At 68.9% G+C, this 21,658-nt stretch carries 20 protein-coding genes; 4 read left to right on the forward strand and 16 right to left on the reverse strand.

Going from position 1 to position 21,658, the window contains the following annotated elements; translation table 11 throughout:
* Positions 1–124: transposase (locus tag RHOOR92_RS20055; protein WP_037115356.1), on the forward strand; the 124-nt coding region annotated here is incomplete at its 5' end.
* A 226-nt stretch (positions 125–350) separates the two neighbouring features.
* Here RHOOR92_RS20055 and RHOOR92_RS19630 read toward each other — a convergent pair.
* From RHOOR92_RS19630 to RHOOR92_RS0111450, 5 genes are all read right to left on the reverse strand, one after another.
* Positions 351–746 (reverse strand): hypothetical protein, encoded by a 396-nt coding sequence (locus RHOOR92_RS19630; protein WP_155950228.1) that lies wholly within the window; start codon positions 744–746, stop codon positions 351–353.
* A 75-nt stretch (positions 747–821) separates the two neighbouring features.
* Positions 822–1,076, reverse strand: a complete 255-nt coding sequence (locus tag RHOOR92_RS19315) for a hypothetical protein (RefSeq protein WP_196802015.1) — start codon at positions 1,074–1,076, stop codon at positions 822–824.
* A gap of 68 nt (positions 1,077–1,144) precedes the next feature.
* Entirely contained in the window at positions 1,145–1,441 is a 297-nt protein-coding gene (locus RHOOR92_RS0111440; protein ID WP_155950229.1) for a hypothetical protein, read from the reverse strand.
* 350 nt (positions 1,442–1,791) lie between these two features.
* Positions 1,792–3,756: a hypothetical protein gene (locus tag RHOOR92_RS0111445; protein ID WP_231378376.1), complete on the reverse strand. Its 1,965-nt coding sequence runs from the start codon at positions 3,754–3,756 to the stop codon at positions 1,792–1,794.
* Positions 3,757–3,797: 41 nt separating this feature from the next.
* Positions 3,798–4,652, reverse strand: a complete 855-nt coding sequence (locus RHOOR92_RS0111450) for a hypothetical protein (RefSeq protein WP_027490275.1) — start codon at positions 4,650–4,652, stop codon at positions 3,798–3,800.
* Positions 4,653–5,127: 475 nt separating this feature from the next.
* Between RHOOR92_RS0111450 and fusA the strand changes: the two genes are divergently transcribed.
* Positions 5,128–7,167 carry an elongation factor G gene (gene fusA / locus RHOOR92_RS0111460; RefSeq protein WP_027490277.1) on the forward strand — a complete coding sequence of 680 codons (2,040 nt, stop codon included), beginning with the start codon at positions 5,128–5,130 and terminating at the stop codon, positions 7,165–7,167.
* Positions 7,168–7,364: 197 nt separating this feature from the next.
* Here the strand turns inward: fusA and RHOOR92_RS19635 are convergent, their stop codons facing one another.
* The 9 genes from RHOOR92_RS19635 to RHOOR92_RS0111500 all read right to left on the reverse strand — a co-directional run bounded on the left by RHOOR92_RS19635 (position 7,365) and on the right by RHOOR92_RS0111500 (position 16,723).
* Positions 7,365–7,796: a hypothetical protein gene (locus tag RHOOR92_RS19635; protein WP_155950230.1), complete on the reverse strand. Its 432-nt coding sequence runs from the start codon at positions 7,794–7,796 to the stop codon at positions 7,365–7,367.
* 1,123 nt (positions 7,797–8,919) lie between these two features.
* On the reverse strand, positions 8,920–10,227 hold the full coding sequence (locus RHOOR92_RS0111465) for a DUF58 domain-containing protein (protein ID WP_027485836.1): 1,308 nt from the start codon (positions 10,225–10,227) through the stop codon (positions 8,920–8,922).
* A gap of 148 nt (positions 10,228–10,375) precedes the next feature.
* Positions 10,376–11,350 carry an AAA family ATPase gene (locus tag RHOOR92_RS0111470; protein WP_196802018.1) on the reverse strand — a complete coding sequence of 325 codons (975 nt, stop codon included), beginning with the start codon at positions 11,348–11,350 and terminating at the stop codon, positions 10,376–10,378.
* 26 nt (positions 11,351–11,376) lie between these two features.
* Positions 11,377–12,486 (reverse strand): DUF4350 domain-containing protein, encoded by a 1,110-nt coding sequence (locus tag RHOOR92_RS0111475; protein ID WP_027490279.1) that lies wholly within the window; start codon positions 12,484–12,486, stop codon positions 11,377–11,379.
* Entirely contained in the window at positions 12,483–14,006 is a 1,524-nt protein-coding gene (locus RHOOR92_RS0111480; protein ID WP_027490280.1) for a hypothetical protein, read from the reverse strand. Before RHOOR92_RS0111480 ends, RHOOR92_RS0111475 begins: the two co-directional genes overlap by 4 nt.
* Positions 13,996–14,973, reverse strand: coding sequence for a stage II sporulation protein M (locus tag RHOOR92_RS0111485; RefSeq protein WP_027490281.1), 978 nt, complete (start codon positions 14,971–14,973; stop codon positions 13,996–13,998). Before RHOOR92_RS0111485 ends, RHOOR92_RS0111480 begins: the two co-directional genes overlap by 11 nt.
* Positions 14,970–15,650: an RDD family protein gene (locus RHOOR92_RS0111490; RefSeq protein WP_027490282.1), complete on the reverse strand. Its 681-nt coding sequence runs from the start codon at positions 15,648–15,650 to the stop codon at positions 14,970–14,972. The genes RHOOR92_RS0111485 and RHOOR92_RS0111490 overlap by 4 nt, the downstream gene beginning before the upstream one ends.
* Positions 15,650–16,168 (reverse strand): RDD family protein, encoded by a 519-nt coding sequence (locus tag RHOOR92_RS0111495; protein ID WP_007513468.1) that lies wholly within the window; start codon positions 16,166–16,168, stop codon positions 15,650–15,652. Before RHOOR92_RS0111495 ends, RHOOR92_RS0111490 begins: the two co-directional genes overlap by 1 nt.
* An 87-nt stretch (positions 16,169–16,255) precedes the next feature.
* Positions 16,256–16,723 (reverse strand): SET domain-containing protein-lysine N-methyltransferase, encoded by a 468-nt coding sequence (locus RHOOR92_RS0111500; RefSeq protein ID WP_007513467.1) that lies wholly within the window; start codon positions 16,721–16,723, stop codon positions 16,256–16,258.
* 242 nt (positions 16,724–16,965) lie between these two features.
* On the opposite strand from RHOOR92_RS0111500, the gene RHOOR92_RS0111505 reads away from it, so the two are divergent.
* A complete protein-coding gene (locus RHOOR92_RS0111505; RefSeq protein ID WP_027490283.1) occupies positions 16,966–17,442 on the forward strand; it encodes a hypothetical protein in 477 nt (158 codons plus the stop codon).
* 30 nt (positions 17,443–17,472) lie between these two features.
* Positions 17,473–19,263: an acyl-CoA dehydrogenase C-terminal domain-containing protein gene (locus RHOOR92_RS0111510; protein WP_027490284.1), complete on the forward strand. Its 1,791-nt coding sequence runs from the start codon at positions 17,473–17,475 to the stop codon at positions 19,261–19,263.
* Between the two features lie 118 nt (positions 19,264–19,381).
* Here the strand turns inward: RHOOR92_RS0111510 and RHOOR92_RS0111515 are convergent, their stop codons facing one another.
* Together RHOOR92_RS0111515 and RHOOR92_RS0111520 are read right to left on the reverse strand one after the other, a co-directional pair.
* Positions 19,382–19,606, reverse strand: a complete 225-nt coding sequence (locus tag RHOOR92_RS0111515) for a hypothetical protein (protein WP_007513459.1) — start codon at positions 19,604–19,606, stop codon at positions 19,382–19,384.
* A gap of 138 nt (positions 19,607–19,744) precedes the next feature.
* Positions 19,745–21,640, reverse strand: coding sequence for an alpha/beta fold hydrolase (locus tag RHOOR92_RS0111520; RefSeq protein WP_015448678.1), 1,896 nt, complete (start codon positions 21,638–21,640; stop codon positions 19,745–19,747).
* Between the last annotated feature and the right edge of the window lie 18 nt (positions 21,641–21,658).

Consider the following 21,658-nt stretch of genomic DNA (forward strand, 5'->3'; position numbering starts at 1 on the left):
GCGCGCCAACAAGCGGCTCAATCGCTTCACCCTTCGCGGCCAAGCGAAGGTGGACGGCCAATGGAAGCTGTTCGCGCTGGTCCACAACATCGAGAAGTGGGCGAACTACCGCAAGGCGGCCTGAGCGGCACAAGGCGCGCCATGGGCGCCTGGGACGCCCACCCATCGCGTCAGATCAAGCCGGGCAACCCGTAACGCGAAACCCCAAGAAACCACGCCGTTGAGTGACGTGATGCAACGGCTGTCATTTTGGCCGTCTATCCATCCGTGGAAAGGGCTTTTTCTACAGCCTCAACGCTGGAGTTAAGCGGCGGCGAAGCCGTCCGCCTTGAACGAACTGTTAGCCGAGTCTACTGGTTACGTGCCTTGGTGACGTACCACGCAAAACAAGTTGCGAGCTGCGCAGGAATACCTGGCGCGTTTTTGACGACCCACGCCTTGATGGCACCCTCATCTTGCGAACGAGCGGCACCAGCCCACAGGGTGACGAAATGAGTCCGGTCGGGATCACCGTGGAAGAAAAGAAATGGCGGATCTGTGTTGGGGGTTTCGACATAGACGATGTGCCAGCCTGCGAGCGCGAAGGACTGGCTCACGGAAACCGAACTGACAGCTAGTTGTTCGGCCAGCACAGGTGCCCAAGTAGCCCGTTGAGCGTTAGTGAGCTTACGACTCACCGCATTGCAAGATGTCGCCGATGCTTGGCTGCAGGCCGCGAGCAACAGAAGAGTGAACAGTGTGCGCATATAGGCTAACGCTGGAGTTAAGCGGCGGCGAAGCCGTCCGCCTTGAACGAGTTGTTAGGCAGCGCCCGCGCGACGCTAGGCGACGAGCGCTTTGAGGCGCCGAACCTCTGCGATAAGTGACGGAATGTCTTGGCGAGCATGAGCAATGAAATCTTGATCAGCGTGAGTCGCATCAGTGAGGTAGATGTCTGGGCTCGAACTATCCAAGCCGCCGGTGCGAATGAAGTCCGAGCCCGACATATGGTCACGGCCCTCGATGAAGGACCGCCAAGGTGCAGCTGTTGCAGCATTGCAGCGCGCCTCGATTTCGCGAATTTCTTCATCGGTCACTAGAATGCTCCGTAAGGCGCCTAACGCTGGAATTAAGCGGCGGCGTAGCCGTCCGCTTGGATGACTGGTTAGGCGCGCGGCCTCACCACGGAGAGCGCAATGTATGCCGCCAGACTGTAAAAGATGACGCCTACGGGGATGCTAGCAAGGAACGCGAGGAAGTTTAGCGGTGAACCCTCGTAGATCGGATGCGCCGACGTGCCGACGTTACCCAATGGCGCGAAACTTTGCAGCAGTGAGTTTTGCCAAAACAGCGCGCTGGCCAACGGCGTTAACCCGTATGAATCGGCGGCGAAGGACAAGGCAATGAGTACGACGGTTGCCAAGATGCCGATTGCAATTGCCCACGTGACGCGTTTGATCATGGGTTTGAAGCCTAACGCTAAGTAGACCCCAAAAGTGGGGTGTTGCGCCGAGTATGCGGCGCCACTCCCGACCGTACAAGCGGCGGATTCCTGCATCGGATCATGGTCTTGCGGGGATGCCATGCGCGTGTCGGGCGGGCATCCTGCCGTTGTTATCAGCGACTTTTGAGGGTGTATGAGTTACCCGGGCGAAAATGAGGGTGTAACGGGGGCGAAAATGCCGTGGTTGCTGGATCAGGTGCGTGCGTGTTGACGGTTGTCGTCATCTCCCGGGGCCATGCTCGTGTGCTGAACCGCGGCGGCCACGGTGTATTCGGTTCGCCTGATCGGGAATGGCCCTCTGCCGCAACTCAGTGGAACTGATCGCTCGCCGGCACCCATGAGCTGGATGACGCGGCGGGTGTGGCCGGCCTGGCCGGCAGCACGGGACCTGCGCAGCCGGGAGGTGGCGGGCTGCCGGCGACGCGGGCGGCGGCGCATTCGGCGCTGTTGTCGAACGTGACCATCGGCGCTGGGGCGGTGCGGCTGACCGCCGGAGCGGGCGCGGCGGCCGGGTTGGCCGGCGCCAGGTGCAGGCGTTCGTAGACCTTGCCGTCGACCGGCTTCGCCGGCGGATCGGGGTTGTCGCAGCCGAACAGCGCGATCGGCAGCAACGGCATCACCGTGCACTTCACGCGCACGCCACGCGGCAGGTGGAAGGTGTGGCTGACCTTGGTCTTCTCCACCGCGCGACGCAGGGCGGTGTCGATCGAGCTTTCGCCCTCGGGCGCCCAGTCCTGTTCGAAGCGGGTCGGCTGGTAGCCGATGTTCGGCACGCCGTGGCGCATGATCTCGGTGTCGCCGCGCGGCTTCAGCTGCACGTAGCTGCCCAGCTCGCCCTGCGGCTTGCCTTCTTCCGCACCGGGCTGGTCGCCGCCGGGTTGGCCTTTGCCGGGCTGCTCGCCGCGACGCCCCTTGTCGCGGCCCTGTCGCGCCGCCGGCTGCGCGGCGGCGGTGCCGGTGCGGGTGCTTTCCGGCGCAGCGACCACGCCTTCGGGCTGGCCGGGCGTGGCCAGCTCGCTGCCTTGCGGCGTGGCGTCGGGGGCGCGGCTGACATCGCGTCCGCTGCGGGTGTCGTCCGGGCTGGGCGTGGGCGGCCCGGCCGGTGCGGGGGATGGCGACGCCAACGGCGGACTCGCCGCCGCTGCGGCCGGCGCGGCGGCGGCGACGGTTGGCGGCGTGCTCAACTGCGGCCGCGCGATGAACGGCTGGACGTCCATTTGCCGCGCGGCATCGGCGACGTCGATCTTCGCGCTCGGCGCCGGCGGCTCGATCCGCGACGGCGTGGCCGGCGCCAGCGGCACCGTCTCGAGTTCCGCCTGGGCCACCTCGATCGACGGTGCCTGCAGTTGTGGCCGCTCGGTCGGCACGGTCGGCGCGGGCACGCTCAATGGCGCCTGCACGTTCACGCTCGGCGCAGGCTGCGCCGGTAACGGGATGGGCTGCAACTCGGGCACCGGCGGCGCGGCGGGAAGCTGCGCGCGGACCGGCGTGACACTGGCCGGTGCGGTGGATTTCTGCAGCTCGGTGCTCAACGCGATGCTCGACACGGTGATCGGCGGCGCGGCCTGCGGCGGCAGTTCCGGCAACGCCAGCGACGGCGGCGGCGGCAGCGGGCGGTTGCCTTCCAGCTGCGGCTTGCGCACCGACTCGGGCTGGAACTTCGGCGGCACCGGCAGCTGCACGACGGGCGTCGGCAAGCTCACGGCCGGCGGCTCGGCAGCCAGCGGGATCGGCCGCAGTGCCGGCGTCGGCGCCGGCTGCGGCAGGCTCACCGGCGCCGGCGGCGCCGCGGCCGGTTGCGGTTTCGGCGCGCGCGGCGGCGCGGCCTTCGCGATCGTCGGCGGTGCGGCGGCTGCGGCCGGCGGCGGCGCCACCACGGCCACCGCGTTCGCGCTGCGCTCGCTGCCAGGCGCAGGCCGGCTGCGGCGGCCCTGATGCCGCGGGCCGCGCTCCTTCGGCGGGGTGCCGCGCACCGGCGGCGGGGGCGGCGGCTCCGGCGGTTCGACCAGGCGCACCTGCAGGAACTGCTGCCGTGACTCCGGCGGTGGCACCACCTGGAACGCCGGGCCGAGCACGAAGCCGAACAGGAACAGCAGATGCACCAGCAAGCTGCTGACCATGGCAAGGATGCGCAGGCCGCGTTCGCGCGAACGCAGCCGGGTGCGCTGGTGATAGACGCGGGCCCGCGTGGCTGCCGCCAGCGGCGAGCTCAGCATCACCCGCGCCGGATTGGCGGGGCGGCTGGCAGGCGGGTCCGGGGGCGGCAGGGGCATGCGGCGAGTGTAGCGGCCGCGCCCGCGCTTCCGCATGACGCTCAGTGCTGCCTGGCGGCTCCCGCGGCACGCTCGCGCAGCTCGGCATCGACCGCGCGACTCGGCGTGTCGACCGGGCAACCCCACGCCAGCGGTTTGCCGGCACGGTACATCGCGATGCACGCTTCCTCGCCGGGCTTCGGCGGTGTGTGCGCGTCGCCGCCCAGCGGCTTCGCCGGCGCCATGCTGAGGCGCTCGTCGCCGTCCTTGGCCGAAGGCGGTGGCGGCGGATCGCCGCCGCAGCCACCGGCCAGCATCGCCAGCGAGACGCCGCAGTGGATGCGCACGCCGCCGGGCAGGCGGATGGTCTTCTTCAGCGTGGTCTTGTCCACCAGCTTCTGCAGCGCGCTGTCGAACGCATTGCTGTTGCTGTTCCAGTCCTTCTCGAAGCGCGTGGCCTGGTAGGTGACCGGGCTGCGGTGCTGCATGATCCGCGGGTCGCCCTGCGGCAGGCGCTGCACGTAGTCGGGCGTGGGCGCGCTGGCAGCGGCCGCGGGCAGCAACGGCTGGCCATGTTCGTCATACAGGCGCGGCGCAGCGGCCGCTGCCGGCGTGGGCACCTGCAGGGTCATCGCGTTCTTGGCTGGCGGCTCGTGCGGACGGGGCAGCGTGCGAGACTTCGGTGGCGTTGGCATGGCCGGCGGTGGCGGCGCGGCCGCAGCGTTCGGCGTGCGCGCGACGAAGCGCACCTGCAGTACATCATCCAGTTGAAGGTGCACCACGCTCCGGATCACCGGCGGCCGCATCTGCTGCCAGATCACCAGCACGAACAGCACATGCAGCAGGCCGGCCACCACCAGCGCCAGCCAGTGCTGGCGACGCTCGCGCCGTGGTTCGCGCCAGCGCCGCTGCCGCAACAGCGCCTGCGCCGCGCCTTCCAGCGGACTCAGGCCGCGACCCGGCAGCTGGCCGGGTGCCGGGTCCGGCGGCGGTGGGCGGTGCCGGGCGAGCTGCTGCGGACGGACGATGACGATGCCTCGCGGGTAATGGCGACGGACAGGATGACCGATGGCGCTTGAACCTCCGCCCAGCGTCGGACGACAGCTGGGCAGGCGGCGGCTCGACTGGCCGGGCCGCGACGTTTGGTTGAGACCGCCGCTACACGGCAGCGGTTCCCCGCACTGCAACTTGACCGCACCGACGGTTCGCTCAAGGCTAGCCGGGCGGCGCCACGCGCCGTCTCTCCGCCATGACCGCGCTTGCCCGGTGCACGCCACGCCCTGCAGCGGCACAACACGACCATGACGGCCCGCCATCGTCAGCCGCCAACGCGCGGCCTCGTGCGGCGCCGTTCATGCCACGAGGCCACGCCCTGCATGGGAGGGTCGCATCGTGACGTATTCCACGGAAAGCATCCGCAACATCGCGCTCGCCGGGCACGCCGGCGTGGGCAAGACCACGTTGTTCGAGGCGCTGCTGCACGCCGGCGGCGCGATCCAGGCGATCGGTTCGGTCGAGCGCGGCAACACGGTGTCGGACAGCGACAGCCAGGAGAAGGCGCGCGTCCACTCCATCGACAGCTGCATCGCCGGCCTGGACCACGCCGGCTGCCGCATCAACCTGATCGACACCGCCGGCTACGCCGACTTCCGCGGCGGCACGCTGTCGGCGCTGGCCGCGGTGGAGACCGTGGCGGTGGTGGTCAATGCGGTCAACGGCATCGAACACGGCACCCGCCGCATGATGATGCACGCGAAGGCACGCGGCCTGGCGCGCATGCTGGTGATCAACAAGATCGACTACGACGGCGCCAAGCTGGCGGCGCTGGTCGAGGCGCTGCGCGAGGAGTTCGGCAGCGAATGCCTGCCGGTGAACCTGCCCGCCAACCGCGGCAGCCGGGTGCTGGACTGCTTCTTCCACACCGACGGCGCCACCGATTTTTCCTCGCTGGCCGAAGCGCACCAGCGCATCGTGGACCAGGTGGTCGAGGTCGACGAAACCGTGATGGACCGCTACCTCGACGCCGGCGAAGGCGCGCTGACCCCACAGCAGCTGCACGACGCGTTCGAGCAATGCCTGCGCGAGGGCCACCTGGTGCCGATCTGCTTCGTCAGCGCGCGCACCGGCGCGGGCGTGCCCGAATTGCTGGACGTGGCGGCGCGGCTGCTGCCGAACCCGGCCGAGGGCAACCCGCCGCCGTTCGTGCGCGGCGACGGCACGCCGCTCAAGGTCAGCGCCGATCCGGCGGCCCACGTGATCGCCGACGTGTTCAAGATCGTCAACGATCCGTTCGTGGGCAAGCTCGGCGTGTTCCGCGTGTGGCAGGGCACGGTGCGCCGCGACAGCCAGCTCTTGGTCGACGACGGCCGCAAGCCGTTCAAGGTCGGCCACCTGCTGCGCCCGCAGGGCAAGGGCCACGTGGAGATCGAGGCGGCGATCCCGGGCGACATCGCCGCGGTGGCGAAGGTGGAGGAGATCCACTTCGACGCGGTGCTGCACGACTCGCACGACGAGGACCGCATCGCGCTGGCCCCGCCGAGCTTCCCCTCGCCGATGTTCGGTCTGGCGCTGGTGCCCAGGCACAAGGGCCAGGAGCAGAAACTCTCCAACGCGCTGGCGCGGCTGGCCGAGGAAGACCCGTGCTTCCGCGTCGAGCACCACAAGGAACTCAACGAGACGGTGGTGCGCGGGCTGTCCGAGCTGCACCTGAAGGTGATGCTGGAGCGCATGCGCGAGCGCTACGGCGTCGAGGTGGACTCGCAGCCGCCGCGCATCGCCTACCGCGAAACCATCGCCGGCCAGGCCGAGGGCCACCACCGGCACAAGAAGCAGACCGGCGGTGCCGGCCAGTTCGGCGAGGTCTTCCTGCGCATCGAACCGCTCGAGCGCGGCGCCGGTTTCGAATTCGTCGACGCGGTGAAGGGCGGCGTGATCCCCGGCCAGTTCCTGCCTGCAATTGAGAAGGGCGTGCGCCAGGCGATGGAGCACGGCGCGGTCGCCGGCTACCCGCTGCAGGACCTGCGCGTGACCGTGTACGACGGCAAGTACCACCCGGTCGACTCGAAGGAGGTCGCCTTCATCAGCGCCGGCAAGAAGGCGTTCCTCGATGCGGTCGGCAAGGCGAAGCCGATCGTGCTGGAGCCGATCGTCAACGTCGAGGTGGCGATCCCCGAGCACAGCGTGGGCGACGTCACCGGCGGCCTGGCCGGCAAGCGCGCCCGCATCCTAGGCACCGACACCCAGCGCGGCGGCGAGCTGGTGATCAAGGCGCAGGCGCCCTTGGCCGAACTCACCGACTACCCCACCGAACTGAAGTCGATGACCGGCGGCCGCGGCCGCTACAGCCTCGACCTCAGCCATTACGAAGCCGTGCCGCCGATGGTGCAGAAGCAGCTCAGCGCGGCGTGGAAGCCGCATGCGGAGGAGGATTAGCGGCCAGAGAGGCCGGTCGTGGATCAAGCGCCTTGGCGCTTGATCCGGCGAAGCCGAGGCGGGCCTTGGCCGGACTCGGCGAGTCGAAAACGGGTTGCGCTGCCCGTTTTCGACATTGAACCCACGCGATTGGAAGCGTCGCCCACCACGACCACAGCCAGATCTAAAACGAAACCTGGAACCATTTCCGGGCTTCGCTATTCTGGCGCCTGCAGCAGCCGGCCAACCTTTGGACCATCCTCTTTGCCTTCTGTGAGCCAAAATTGGACACCGTAGGCTCCTGCATGACGGTGTATGTAGTAAGCCATCCCCTCCTTGGCGTCGACCTCGAACTGCGCCGAGGCGGTCAGCCCCGAGTGTTGGTAGAGCACGCCGAATCGGTGCGCACCAGGCATCAGGTAAATGTCACTCGGTAATTTCCTAAGCTCCCAGTTACTTTTGCTCTGCGCGCCGTCTACGGATGTAATGAATAGATAGTGCCCTTCTGAGCGCAAAAGCGTTCCTGCAGAGTCGGAAAGAGCGATCAGATGTGCCATGTAATTTAGGTTTGCAGCTGGAGGCACAAATCGACGCACATCGGCCGAGCAGGCAGTTAACACGACCAGTAACATCCAAAGTAGCTTTTTCATCAGGATCCCAAGATGTTAACGCTTAATGAACGATGTATCGAACATCGAATCGACCAATGGGATATGTCAAAATATCCAGATGGTTGCCCCAATCAAAGTTGATCCGAGTTATAGATGTGTCTAAGTGTGAGTTATCGGAAGCCACTAGCGCATAGTTGGCGTCAGCGCCAGGCACAGTCACATCAAGCGCCATCGAGAGCGGCGTAAAGCTACCCTGCCCTTCTACGGAATAATCGTATCCGTCCGGCGATGGGTTTACCACCTGCCCAGTCTTCGTCAGCACGCGAACTATGGGAACCGCTATGCGTTTGTCCATGCCTAGGCATGCACAGTAAGAGGTGACCTTCAGATGAAGAGTACCGTTCACGGGCGACAGGCGATACAGACGGTAATAAGAATTGCCCTGCATTAACTCCACGACTGGTGCACCTGGACCTAGGTCACCCTCAATGGGATGCGTACTTAGTAATGGTGCACCGCTCTGAAGTTTTATCGCCATCAAGGGAACCGGGTTGGCACGTGCCAAACTGCTCATAACGTCTTTGCTGGGTGGTACTGTAGCGCACCCGGAGATGAGGAGAATTGGAAGAAACAGCCACCTAATTTTCATGTATGTGTCCTTGGTTGTCTTTCACAAAAAATGGTGCGCGCAGAAAAGAGGATAAGGTTCATGTCTTGATACACGGCCAGTGAACCTGAACCATCTTGCCACCCAACGCCGGAGTTAACTTAAATTCGGTTGTTGAATGAACTCTGATCGTGCCGCCTAATCCTGCCGTCTGATCCCTCCATCTTTCCTCATGCGGTGGCACCGACCACGCAACGATCCTCCCACCCGAAACCCACAGCGACAAACGAATCGCACCCTGCCCTCGCGCCGACCGGCCCGACCCTACAACCGATTCCCCCGCTCGATCGCCATATACCGCTCGATCAGCGCGCCGGAGAGTTCGCTGCAACGCACGTCCAGCGTGTTAACGCCTTCGCGCCGCAGCGCCTCGTGCACGCGTTCGCGTTCGGCTAGCACAAAGGGGACGGAGGTAATTATCCCGATTTAATTACCTCCGTCCCCTTTACGTGGACCCTTTACGTGGATCATGCCCCACGCTCGCGCGAGCCACCCCTACAACCGGCTCCCCCGCTTGATCGCCAGGTACCGCTCGATCAGCGCGCCGGACAGTTCACTGCAGCGCACGTCGAGCGTGTTCACGCCTTCGCGGCGCAGCGCTTCGTGCACGCGTTCGCGCTCGGCCAGGTAGTGCATGGCGGCGGCACTGCGGATGCCGCTTTCCAGTTCGTCGCCGGGTTCGGCGGCGGCGCGGTCGAGGGCGAGTTCGCGCAGGCTGACCAGCATCACCAGGTGGCGTTTGGACAACATGGTCACGGCCATGCGCAGTTCCACGTCGTCCTCGTCGCGCACGTTGGTGATCAGCACCACCAGTGCGCGGCGCTGCTGGTGCGCCTGCAGTGCGCTGGCGGCGGCGAGGTAGTCGGTGGCCAGCGGCATCGGCTGCAGGTCGTAGCCGGCGCCGAGCAGCATGTCCATGCCGCCGCTGCCCTGCTGCGGCGGCAGCCAGCGCTGCTGCTGGCCGGTGCAGGCCAGCAGGCCGACCGCGTCGCCCTGGCGCAGCGCGATGCTGGCCAGTGCCAGCGAGGCATTCAATACGTGGTCGAAGTGCGCCAGCTGGTCGTCCTGCGCCAGCATGCGGCGGCCGCAGTCGAGCATCAGCACGACCTGCTGGTTGCGCTCGTCGCGGTACTCGCGCGAGATCAACCGGCTGCTGCGCGCGGTGGCCTTCCAGTCGATCTTGCGCAGGCTGTCGCCGACGCGGTAGTCGCGCAGTTCCTGGAATTCGGTGCCTTCGCCGCGGCGCCGCTGCAGCCGCGCACCGACGCTGCGCGAGGCCAGCTCCACGCTGAGCCCAGCCAGCTCGGCCAGCGCGGCGAAGTTCGGATACACGCGCACCGTCGACGCCGCACCGAGCACGCGGCGTGCGCTCCAGCAATGCCACGGCGAACGCAGTTGCACGTGGCAGCCATCGAAGCTGAACTGACCGCGCGCGTCGGGGGTGACCGCGTAGTCGAGCAGCACGTCGCTGCCCGGCGGCAGCGTCACGCTGCGCGGCATGCCGCGCACCGCCCAGCCGCCCGGATGCAGGTCGTGCAGGTGCAGCTTCTGTGCGCGCCGGGCCGTGCCACGCAGACGCAGGCCCACGCGTGCTTCCGGCCCCAGCGGCAGCACCGGCGCCAGCTCGCGCTGCACGCTGGGCGACGGCATCCGCCGCAGGCGCCAGCCATCGATGAGCGCCAGCAGTGCGACCGCGCCGCCGCCGGCCAGCCACGCCGCGAGCGGCAGCCAGCCGAGGCTGGCCAGCACGCCGAGCGCAGTCCAGCCGAGCAGCAGCCACAGCAGCGCGGGCGCGGGTCGCATCAGCAATCCCCTATCGCACCGGTAGGAGCGCACCCTGTCCACAAGGAACTTCCTGCGGTCGTGCGCGATGCTTTTGCGTGGCGTGACGACGAGCATCGCGCACGAAGTGCGCTCCTACAGGGGGCGAACGGTTGGCGGAAGTGATCGGTCACTGGCGCGGCGCCGGCACCTTGTGCAGCAGCGCCTTGAGCACGTCATCGGGGCGCTGGCGTTCGAGCAGCGCTTCCGGCGCCAGCAGCAGGCGGTGGCGCAAGGCCGGCAGTGCCACCGCGCGCACGTCGTCCGGAGTGACGAAATCGCGCCCGTCCACCGCCGCTTGCGCGCGCGCCAGCCGCGCCAGCGCCAGGCCGCCGCGCGGACCGGCGCCGCCGATCACGCCCGGCCATTCGCGCGTGCCGCGCACGATGCGCACGGCATAGTCGGTCACCGCCGCATCCATGCGGATCGCCGCGACGCCCTGCTGCAGTGCCACCAGCTCGGCCTGGCCCAGCACCGGCTTCACCTGCGCCACGTCGAGGTCGGAGGCGATCTTGCCGTTGACCACGCCGGCGACCATGCGGCGCTCGTCGTCCAGCGTGGGGTAGCCGATGGTCACCTTGATCAGGAAGCGGTCAAGCTGCGCCTCGGGCAGCGGATAGGTGCCTTCCTGCTCGATCGGGTTCTGCGTGGCCACCACCATGAACGGCGCCGGCAACGGGAAGCGGCGACCCTCGATGGTCACCTGCCCTTCCTGCATCGATTCGAGCAGCGCGGCCTGGGTCTTCGCCGGCGCGCGGTTGATCTCGTCGGCCAGCAGCAGGTTGGCGAACACCGGGCCGCGGCGGATCTTGAAGGCCTCGGTTTTCGGATCGTAGATCGCGTGGCCGGTGACGTCGGCCGGCATCAGGTCGGGGGTGAACTGCACGCGGCCGAAGCTGCAGCCGACCGACGCGGCCAGCGCGCGCACCAGGAGCGTCTTGCCCAGCCCGGGCACGCCTTCGATCAGCACGTGGCCGGAGGCCAGCAGGGCCAGCAGCACCTGCTCGAACACCTCGGTCTGGCCGATGAAGGCGCGCGCCACCTTCGTGCGCAGGGCGCGGGCGTGCTCGCCGAGTTCGGCGATCGACTGCGGTGCCGGCGGCATGGCCGGGGCGGCGAGGGTTTCGGTGCTCATGGGCGGCTCCTGAGTCGGGCCAGGGTGGTGATGGAAGCGCGGAACGCCGGCGCGTTCGCGGGTGACTGGAAGGCCTGCGCGACCTGCGCGGCGTCGAGCTCGCCGCGTTCGGCCAGGCGTGCGTAAAGGGCATCGCCGTTGAGCATCGCGCAGGCGGGGTCCCGCCGACGCAGGCGCGCCAGCACAGTCTCGCAGGCCAGCCGGTGCAGGCTGCGTCCGCCGTCGCGGCGATACAAGAACTCGCCGGCAGCCTGCACGTGTTCGAGCAGCGCGCGCCGATGCAAGGCCGGCGCCGGCATCAGCGGACCCAGCCGCGCGCTGCGCATCGCCATCCACGCGGCCAGCAACACGGCCAGCGCCAGCAACGCGGGCCAGCCCTCGATCGTCAGCCACGTGAGGAAGGCCGGGCCGTCCAGCGCGTAGACCAGGTAGACCACGCCGCGCCCGCGGTTCGGCGCGAGCAGCTGCCAGGCGAACTGCTGCGCGGCGGCCTGCTTCAGCTGGTTGCGCGAGAGCGCGTCGAAACCGGCGAGCAGGCTGACCGTGCCCTGGCCCAGCCGGGTGCGCGCGAACAGGTAGCCACCCTGCGCGTCACCGATCACCGCATCCACCGGCACGCCCGGCTGCAGGCGGAAGCGGTGGCCACAAAGCAGCACGCCCTCCTTCTCGTTCGCGGCGGTGGCGCGCAGCAGGCTGCAGGCATGTTCCGCCGGGCGCGGATCGAGCAGGCCCAGCGCCTCGAACAGCGGCATGCGCGCCGTCGCGGCGGCCCCCGGCGACAGCAGCAGATGGCCGCCGCTGCGCACGAACGCGGCGATCCGCGCGGCATCGTCGGCATCGACCCGCGCCGCCTCGGCGCCGAGCAGCAGGGTGGCGCCGGACGTCAGCGGCATTTTCTTCGGGTCCAGCGTGGTCAGCGAGATCACCGGCTCGCCCACCCGGCGCAGCGTCTGCTCCAGCGCGAAGAAGCGGTTGTAGCGTGCCTCGCCATGGGCGGCCACCGGCTCACTGACGTCCTTGCGCTCGAAGGTGGCGAAGAAGCCCGCCACCAGCAACGCGGCACCCAGCACCAGCAGGCCCGGCAGCAGCAGCGCCCGCCGGTTCATGCCGACGCCCCCGCCTGCGCCGGCCAGCCGCTCAGCAGCTGTTCGATCGCGGCGTCGTCCGGGTAGCGCCCGGCATACGCGGCGAACTGCCAGGCGCGCACGATCGCCACCACGCGTTGCGCACGGGCGGGGTCGGCGATGGCCGTGGCCTGGCGCAGCCAGTCCGCCTCGGTCGCCTCCGCCGCCGGCGGCAGCCGCAGCAGCTGCGCGGTGTGTTCCACGCAGCCGCGATACAGCAGCGCCAGCGCCTCGCGGCGCTGCCGCGCCTGCCACAGCGCGCGGGTCGCGCCGGCGAGGTCGGCCGGCAGCGGCGCCGCGCTCGCGGCATTCGCCTGCAGGCTTTGCGCCAGCGCCGGCAACGGCTCGTCCGCCGCCGGCAGCAGCCGCCCGCGCCAGCGCCAGGCAAACCACGCCAGCGCGCCGACGGCACTGATCAGCAGCAGCCACAGCAAGCCCTTGAACACCACCGCCAGCACGCGGGCCAGCAGCGGGAACGACAGCGGCTGCGCGCGCGCGGCCGGTTCCGAGGCGTACTTGAGCGTCCAGCGGCGAACCTTGCGCTGGCCGCCGAAGCGCGGGTCGCGGTAGACCTCCGCCGCGGCATCGGCGAAGCGCCGGTCCGCACGCTCCGGCAGCGATCCGAACACCTGGTCGAGGTTGCTGGCCACCGGCTTCGGCACGTCCACGCTCGCGGTTGCCGCCCGCACGGACAGCGGCAACGCGCCGGCGCACAGCAGCAGCACGCCGAGCAGCTTGCCCAGCCCCTGCAGGCGCGCGCGCAGGCGGCGGAACGCCAGGTCGATGTCCCACGCTTCCAGCTGGGTGCGCCGGTTCAGGTACAGCGCGAAACCGCAGGCCACGTACAGCGGCTCGATCGCGCTCATCGCCAGGTAGGCCACCGTCGCAGCCGCGAGGATCCACGGCGTGGCGGCGACGTGCACGTCGTCGCGGAAGAAACTGGCCAGCGATTCGGGCCGCCACTCGTGCGGGATCAGCAGCAGCGCGAACAGCCAGAAGCTGAGGAACAGCACCAGCTCGAACTGCAGGCAGCCGTAGGTGAGCAGGCTGGTCTCGCCCACGATGCGCCGTCGCAGCACCTTCCAGCGCGCGGCACGCTGCTGGCGCGGCGCGCCTTCGAGCAGGTCCAGCGGCAGGCGCAGCGCGCGGCTGCTGTCGACGCGCAGCCAGCTCAGCGCGGCCAGCGTGCTTCGCCAGCTCCACTGGCGCTGGCCGCGCAGGGTTTCGCGCCAGCCTGGTGCGCGGTCGAACACCGCGCGCGACAGGACGTACAGCGGCAAGCGGTCGAACAGCGGCTTCAGCCACCACACCAGCAGCAGGCCCAGCCACGGCAGCCCCAGCAGCACGCCCAGCGCATTGCACAGCACGAACACCGGCAGCGTGAAGGCGAACCACGCCGACCACACCGCCGCCGCGTTCGCGCGCAGCATCGCGGCGCCCAGGTCCAGCGCCTCGCGCGGCGTGCGCGGTCGCAGCACCACGCTGATCCGTTCAAGCTCCATGCGTGTCTGCCCTGCCGCCGCGCCACAGCCAGCCCAGCACCAGCAGCCACAGCAACGCGCCGCTGCCGAACTTCAGCGCGTCCGGCAACGCCGCGATCGACGACCAGTACGCCTCGATGAAGGCTGCCACCAGCAACATCGCGAACGCGCCCAACGCCAGCTGCGCGCCGACCCAGCCGGCCGCGACCAGTGCCGGGCCGCGCCGCTGCCGCCCCGGCGCCAGCAGGGTCAGGCCCAACTGCAGGCCGGCGCCGCCGGCGATCACCAGCGCGCTCAGCTCGAACGCCGAATGGCCCACCACGAAGCGCCAGAACGGGCCGCCGTAGCCGATCGCGGTGAGGTGTCCGGCGATGCCGCCGATCAGCACGCCGTTGGCGCCCAGCACGTAGATCGCGCCGACGCCGAAGACCAGGCCCGAGGCGAACGTGCGGAACGCGATGCTGACGTTGTTCATCACGTAGTAGCCGAACATCTGCAGGTCGGTGCCGCTGCTGCGGCCGATGTGCGCGTTGGCCGGGTCGTACATCTTCTCGAACTGCGTCAGCTGCGTGCTACTGAACAGCGTGTGCGCCAACTCCGGGCGCAGTTGCAGCAGCACCAGCAGGCACAGTGCCGGCAGGTAGAACAGCGCCGCCGCCAGCGCCATGCAGCGCCACTGCGCGCGCACCAGGCGCGGGAAACCCGCCACCAGGAAAGCCGCCACCCGATGCCAGCGCGGTGCCGGCGGCCGGTACAGCACGCGATGCCCCTGCTGCACTAGCCGCTGCAGCCGCTCGGTGACCTCGTGACTGTAGCCGCGCCCGCGCGCCAGCGCCAGGTGGTGGCACACACGCCGGTAGGACTGCGGAAACTCCAGCGCCGGTTCCTGCCGCAGGGTGCGCTTCGGCTGGCGGTCCAGCGCGTTCAGCCACGACTGCAGACCGTCCCACTCGCGGCTGTGCAATGCGACGAAGCGTTCCTGCTTCATGCCCGCCCCAGCAGCCAGTTGGCGTGCGCGACCAGTTGCCGTATCGCCGCAGTGTCGTTTCGCCCGGTCAGCGGCGCGAGCAGGTTCGCCAGTTCTTCCTGCCGTTGCACGGTGAGCTGCCCGGCGCGCTCGGCGTACTCCACCAGCGCGACCTGTTCGTCGGCCGCCAGCACCAGCGGCAACGGTATCGCCGGCAGCGCCGGTACCTGCTGGCCGGCCGGCAGTTCCTGTGCGTGGATCACCATGGTGCCGGCCACGATGTCGCCGAGCCGGCGCGCATGCGGGTCGATCAGCGTGCTGGCCAGGCCCACGCCGTACACGCCCGGCAGCGCGTCCACCACACGCAGCAGATTGCGCACCACCGACGGCAGCCAGGTCACCGGCGTGCCGTCGGCCTTGACCACGCGCAGGCCCAGCGCGCGTTTGCCCAGGGTCTGCCCATCCAGCCACACCTCGCACGCCACCGAGTATGCCCACAGCAGCGCGAACATCAGCAGCATGGCCAGCCCGTTGCCGCCCTTGCCGAACAGCGCCAGCGGGATCATTGCGACGAACAGCACCAGCAGGCGCAGCAGCAGGTCGACCATCCACGCCTGTGCGCGCGGCAACGCGCCGGCCGCACGCAGGCGCAGCGAGACGCCTTCGGGCGTCTCGATCTCGCGCACGGTGTCGATCATCAGACGTCGACGACGATGGTGTCGGCGATCAGGTCGTGCAGGCAGCGGCGCTCCTTGCCGAAGATCAGCAGCGGATCGACCAGGCCGATCAACTTGCCCACCAACGGGATCACGCCGATCAGGCTCACCGGCAGCACCCGCAGGAAGATGTAGCGCGGCAGGCTGACGCGGCTGCCGTCGGTGCGCACCACCGCGATGTCCACCGCGCGCTTGCCGACGGTCTGCCCGCTACGGTGCAGCATCAGGCAGTTCACCACCAGCACGCCGAGCATCAATGCCATACCGAGCAGCATCAGCCCCACCATCGGCGCGGCAGGCTTGAGTCCCTGCCTGACCGGCCCGGCCATGGTGGCGGCCCAGAGCACCGGAGCCAGCCAGATCACGTTGACCAGCCCGTCCAGCAGCGCCGCGCCCAGGCGCTTGCCGCGCCCGGCCTTGCGGTTTTCCAGGTCGTACGCATCCCACGCGGCCACATCGTCGACCACGGCCGCCGGCGCGGCATACGGATTGGTTTCCATCGCTTCCTTCCCCTTGTCGCTGTCCCTGACTGCCCTCCCCCATGGCGGGCAATGCCGGCGAGTATAGAAGCGAATTTCGGCCGTTGACTACCGCTTCGGCTTGAGCAGCGTACCGGTGCATTTCGGCGAGCCGCACAGGCACTTCCACAGCTTCTTCAGGCGCGCGGTGTGCGGCACGTCGAGCACGATGCCGTAATCGTAGGTGAGCTCCTCGCCCGGCTTGATGGCGCGGATCGCCTCGATCAGTACGCGATCCCGCCGCGGGTCGCCGCTGGCGCTCTCCTCGACCACGGCGCGGCAATTTGGCGCACAGCTGTGGTTGATCCAGCGCGCGCTGTTGCCGCCCTGGTTGGCGTCGACGATGTAGTCGTCGTTGAGCGTGAACAGGAACGTGTGGCCGGTCTCGCCGCCGTCGCCGTACAAGTCGTCCGCTTCGGCGTGGCTCATCAACTTGCCCTTGTACTCGATGATCTGCTCCCCTTTGGCGATCGGGGCAGTGGCGAACACGCCATTGCCGTGGATCGGCGAGCGGCGTGCAACAAAGCGTCGTGACATGCGATGGAAGCCCTGCGGATGAAGGATGAAAAGTCGATGATGCCCGTTTGCCGGTACCCGCGAAACCTTCGCCGGCCCTCCGCACCAAAGTCCGGATTGCGCCTGCCGAAGGTTTCGCGGGCACCGGCCGACCTGCCTGGCGACTCCACGCCGCTGCCACCGGCGATCATTCGCCACCACTGGCGCCAACCCCCTCGATCGCGGTTAGAATCAACATTCAAACGATCGTTTGGAGAGTCGCCATGCGTCTGCTGCGCTGGATCATCCCCGTCTTGCTGTTGGGCCTGGCCGCCTGTGGTCCGGCGAAGAAGAGCGTGTACCCGCCGACCCTGAGCATCCAGCAACTGGTGGTGCTGCCGAACGGTCAGTGGCGGCTGACCGTGCGTATCCAGAACAACAGCTACGCCGGGATGGACTTCACCTCGCTGGACGGCCAGCTGCAGGTGGCCGAGCTGGTGCCGGTGCGGCTGCACGCCAGCTTCGAGCGCGACATTCCCGAGCTCGCCGGCGACGTGATCCAGCTCAACGTGCTGCCCACGGCGGCGATGAGCCAGGCGCTGCAGGCGATCGCCGCCAGGGGCAGCGCCGGGGCGCTGGCCTATCGCATCAGCGGCAGCACCAGCGCCAAGCCCGAGCAGGAAGCCAAGCCGCGCTCGTTCGACTTCAACGGCAACGACTGGATCTCGCCGGTGCCGGGCATCCCCGACACCTACCGCTAGACGTCCCCGCTTTCCACCGAAGGAACCACCATGACTGCTTACAAGGCCCCCCTCGACGACTTGCGCTTCGCCCTGTTCGACGTGCTGAACGCGGAGCCGACCCTCACCGCGCTGCAGGGCGGCGAGGCCCACAGCCGCGACCTGTTCGACGCCGTGCTGGAGGAAGCCGGCCGCCTCAGCGAGCAGCTGCTGGCACCGACCAACGCGCCCGCCGACGCGGAGGGCTGCCGCTACGACAAGGCCAGCCAGACGGTGACCACGCCGAAGGGTTTCAAGGAAGCGTTCAAGGCCTTCACCGAAGGCGGCTGGACCGGCCTGACCAACCCCGAGGCCTACGGCGGCCAGGCGCTGCCCGGCGTGCTCGGCACCGCCACCACCGAGATCTTCCAGTCCGGTAACCTGGCCTGGAGCCTGTACCCGCTGCTGTCCGAAGGCGCCACCCACGCGATGGAGCAGCACGGCGAGGAGTGGCAGCGCCAGCGCTTCATGAAGCCGATCGTGGAAGGCCGCTGGACCGGCACCATGTGCCTGACCGAGCCGCAGGCCGGCTCCGACCTCGGCCTGCTGAAGACCCGCGCCGAGCCGGGCACGGCGGACGCGGACGGTCATCCGGTGTACAAGCTCAGCGGCACCAAGATCTTCATCAGCGCCGGCGAGCACGACTTGGCCGAGAACATCGTGCACCTGGTGCTGGCGCGCCTGCCGGACGCGCCGGAAGGCAGCCGCGGCATCTCGATGTTCATCGTGCCCAAGTTCAAGGTCAACGCGGACGGCTCGCTGGGCGCGCGCAACACGGTGGCCGCCGGCGCGATCGAGCACAAGATGGGCATCCACGCCTGCTCCACCTGCGTGATGAACTTCGACGGTGCCGAGGGCTACCTGATCGGCAAGCCGCACAAGGGCCTTGCCGCGATGTTCACCATGATGAACGCGGCGCGCCTGTCGGTCGGCGTGCAGGGCCTGGCGCTGGCCGAACGCGCGCTGCAGAACAGCCTCAACTACGCGCGCGAGCGGCTGCAGTCGCGCGCGCTGTCCGGCCCGAAGTTCCCGGACAAGCCGGCCGACAACCTGCTGGTGCAGCCGGACGTGCGCCGCATGCTGCTGACCCAGCGCGCGTTCGTCGAAGGTTCGCGCGCGCTGGTGCTGTACACCGCGCTGCAGACCGACATCGAACATCGCGCGACGGACGAGGCAGCCCGGCAGCAGGCCGGCGAGCTGGTCGCGTTCCTGATCCCGATCGCCAAGGGCATGACCACCGAACTGGCGCAGGAGTGCACCAAGGAAGCGCTGCAGATCTACGGCGGCCACGGCTACATCGCCGAGAACGGCATGGAGCAGTTCGTGCGCGACGCGCGCATCATCACCCTGTACGAAGGCACCACCGGGATCCAGGCGGCCGACCTGCTCGGCCGCAAGATCCTCCAGCTGCAGGGCGTGGGCGCGAAGCACTTCCTGCAGGAGATCAGCGCGTTCTGCCAGCAGCACAGCGCCGACACGGCACTGCGCCAGCTGGTCGGCCCGCTCGCCGTCGCCACCAAGGAATGGAGCGAGCTCACCCTGAGCCTGGCCCAGCGCGTGCAGGCCAATCCCGAGGAACTCGGCGCCGCGGCCACCGACTACCTGTACTACAGCGGCTACGTCACCCTCGCCTACCTGTGGGCGCGCAGCGTGGCCGCCGCCGAAGCCGGCAACCAGCCGGCGGCGTTCAAGCAGGCCAAGCGCGACACCGCCGCGTTCTACTTCGCCCGCATCCTGCCGCGCACGCTGGCGCACAAGGCAGCGATCGAGGCCGGCATAGGCAGTCTGCCGGCCATCGACTGAGTCGCCGCCAAGCCTTTCGGCAAACAATAGCCCGGGCCAGTCCCGGGCTTTTCGTCAGGCCGATCTGCCGCCGGAGGTGTCCATCCGGGTCAGGTTGTGCTCTGCAACGACAGGCCGGTCACGCACCGCACTGCACGCTGCCTTGCGTGCCCAGGTACTGCCTGATCCATTCCTCGTGGGCTTCGGCCGCCTGCAGCAGCTCTCGCGCCATGGCCGCCTGCGTCGCGGCCGTACCGGGCGGTGCTGGTGGCGCAACAGGCCTGGCCATGCGCGGCGGCGACGCCTCCGTGCGGGCCGATTCGTGCTCGATCAGGTAGCTGATGTCGTAGGCAAGGTCGTTCATGCCCGAAACTAAGCAACAGGCTTGCCAAGTCCGACGATCGCCGCCGGGGCCACCATCGCGGCTCCGCACAGGGTGCACCGAACTCGCGGCAGGCAGCCTCGGCGATCGCCCGTGATGGATCGCCCGCCTCCCGCCGGGTCAGTCGACCTTCTTCAACGCCGCCAGCTGCAGCCGCAGAATCCGGCGCAACTCCAGGATCGCCGCGGGGGTTTCCTGCACGCTGTGCCAGGACGGTATGACCAGTTCGGAGTCGGCGCCAGCCAGGTGCGCGCTGCTGTACGGCACCAGGCCGTCGTTGCTGTCCCGCAACGCGCCCTTCGATCTGTAGACGCCGATGATGGAGTGGTAGCGCACCTGCGGCGCGATCGGCAGGTCGGCGGCGGCGACGATGAACGGGTCGCTGTCGCCGAGGTTGTCGATGCTGTTGGACACGCGCAGCGGCGGACCGCCGCCGGCGTCGTCGGACTTCAGCAGGTCGGCGATGTCCGCCATTTCCTTCAGCACGGCGACCGGCAGCCGGATCAGCTCGCCGAGCCAGCGGGCGAGCCGGTGCCGTGCGTACGGCGTGCCGCGGTGCGGTGCGGCCAGGAACACCGCGCGGGTCACCTGCGGCATCGGGCTGAACTGCAGGTACGGCGCCAGCCGCTGCTGCAGCCGCTGCCGCTTCTTCGCCGACAGGTTCGCACGCGCCGGGATCACGCCCCACAGCCGGTCGCCGCTGGAGGACACCAGCAGGCGCGCGATCACGCCGCCCATGCTGTGGCCGATCAGCACCATGTCGCGCGAGGCGCGCGCCTGGCCGGAGGGATCGTAATGTTGCAGCGTGGCGTCCAGCGCCTTGCGGATGCTGGCCAGGTTCACCGCCACCGGCAGGTTGGTCGGGTAGTAGACCTCCCACACCTGGTAGTGGCGGCGCAGCTCTTCGTCGCCCATCACCTCGTTGGCCACGTTGATCCATGCTTCCGGACTGCTGGCCAGGCCGTGCAGCATCACCACCGTGAGCCGGTCCGGATCGTAGGGCTGCATCAGCAGCACGCGCGGCGTCTTGAGGCCGCCCTCGCGGCCCAGCAGCGAGCGGATCGACTGGCGGGCGAAGCCTGAGCGCGCCAGCCACACGCCGTAGGGTGCGGTGAAGTTCGCGCCCAGCGGCACCGCCCGACCGCCGACCGTGACGGTGTCGTCGTGATACGGGTCGCGCACCAGCACGCTCACCTGCCGCGTCGCCAGCAGCTGGGCCAGCGTGCTGCCGTCGAACACCAGCGCGCCGGTGACCGGCACGTAGTCGGGTTCGCGCCATGGCACGGCGGCGTCGGCCGTCCCGGCCGGCGCCACGGCCACGAAGTCGGAACCGAAGCCATCGCGCCGATAGACGTTGCGCAGGCCGTCGAAGCGCAGATTCGCCGCGGGAATCAGCTCCGCCGGTACGCGCGTGCCGCCAGCCAGGCGCACGTCGCTGTGCGGACGCAGCACGCTCCAGCCGGCCAGCGTGGTCTGCGTCCAGTGCGGGTCCAGCCGCGGCAGTTCCAGGAAGAAGCGGCTCATCGCGCGCTGCACGGCCAGGTTGTAGAACCCAGTCACCTGCACCTGGCGCCATTCGAACGCGCGCTCGGCGGGCGTACGCGCGGTGTAGAAGAGGTAGGCATAGGCGTAGCGCGCGGATTGCAGGAAGGCGTCCAGCGTCGCGTCGTCCATCGCCTTGCCGCGCCGCGACCGCTCCGCCTTGAGCGCCCGGCCCAGCCACAGCTCGGCCAGCGCCGAGAGCCGCTGCTCGTCGGTCAACCCCGCCGAACGGGCGACGGTGTCCGTGCAGGCGGCGAACTCGCGCTGGCAGCTGTCCGGCGTCAGCGCGACCACGTTGAGCGACTGCACGGTGCGGTCGCTCGGCCGGTCGGCGACGATCACGTCGGCGCGCCGCTGGCTGACGTAGTCGTGGGTATTGACGTGGCTCACCCCGACCATCGCGCAGGCGTCGAGGCCGAGCAGCCCGAGGCCGAGCATGCCGCGCAGGACCCAGCCACCGGCGCCGATCGTCATCGGCGCGCCTTCATCGAC

The sequence above is a fragment of the Rhodanobacter sp. OR92 genome (assembly GCF_000427545.1).
Lineage (GTDB): Bacteria > Pseudomonadota > Gammaproteobacteria > Xanthomonadales > Rhodanobacteraceae > Rhodanobacter > Rhodanobacter denitrificans.

Coding starts and splice junctions, on each gene's coding strand:
- RHOOR92_RS0111470 (WP_196802018.1), bottom strand. CDS start 11,350: ATGCCGCCGGCACCGCAGTCGATCGCCGAACTCGGCGAGCACGCCCGC.
- RHOOR92_RS0111505 (WP_027490283.1), top strand. CDS start 16,966: ATGCGTCTGCTGCGCTGGATCATCCCCGTCTTGCTGTTGGGCCTGGCC.
- RHOOR92_RS0111440 (WP_155950229.1), bottom strand. CDS start 1,441: ATGATCAAACGCGTCACGTGGGCAATTGCAATCGGCATCTTGGCAACC.
- RHOOR92_RS0111480 (WP_027490280.1), bottom strand. CDS start 14,006: ATGGAGCTTGAACGGATCAGCGTGGTGCTGCGACCGCGCACGCCGCGC.
- RHOOR92_RS0111515 (WP_007513459.1), bottom strand. CDS start 19,606: ATGAACGACCTTGCCTACGACATCAGCTACCTGATCGAGCACGAATCG.
- RHOOR92_RS0111495 (WP_007513468.1), bottom strand. CDS start 16,168: ATGGAAACCAATCCGTATGCCGCGCCGGCGGCCGTGGTCGACGATGTG.
- RHOOR92_RS0111485 (WP_027490281.1), bottom strand. CDS start 14,973: ATGAAGCAGGAACGCTTCGTCGCATTGCACAGCCGCGAGTGGGACGGT.
- RHOOR92_RS0111500 (WP_007513467.1), bottom strand. CDS start 16,723: ATGTCACGACGCTTTGTTGCACGCCGCTCGCCGATCCACGGCAATGGC.
- RHOOR92_RS0111445 (WP_231378376.1), bottom strand. CDS start 3,756: ATGCCCCTGCCGCCCCCGGACCCGCCTGCCAGCCGCCCCGCCAATCCG.
- RHOOR92_RS0111465 (WP_027485836.1), bottom strand. CDS start 10,227: ATGCGACCCGCGCCCGCGCTGCTGTGGCTGCTGCTCGGCTGGACTGCG.
- RHOOR92_RS0111490 (WP_027490282.1), bottom strand. CDS start 15,650: ATGATCGACACCGTGCGCGAGATCGAGACGCCCGAAGGCGTCTCGCTG.
- RHOOR92_RS0111510 (WP_027490284.1), top strand. CDS start 17,473: ATGACTGCTTACAAGGCCCCCCTCGACGACTTGCGCTTCGCCCTGTTC.
- RHOOR92_RS19635 (WP_155950230.1), bottom strand. CDS start 7,796: ATGAAAAAGCTACTTTGGATGTTACTGGTCGTGTTAACTGCCTGCTCG.
- RHOOR92_RS19630 (WP_155950228.1), bottom strand. CDS start 746: ATGCGCACACTGTTCACTCTTCTGTTGCTCGCGGCCTGCAGCCAAGCA.
- RHOOR92_RS0111475 (WP_027490279.1), bottom strand. CDS start 12,486: ATGAACCGGCGGGCGCTGCTGCTGCCGGGCCTGCTGGTGCTGGGTGCC.
- RHOOR92_RS0111520 (WP_015448678.1), bottom strand. CDS start 21,640: ATGACGATCGGCGCCGGTGGCTGGGTCCTGCGCGGCATGCTCGGCCTC.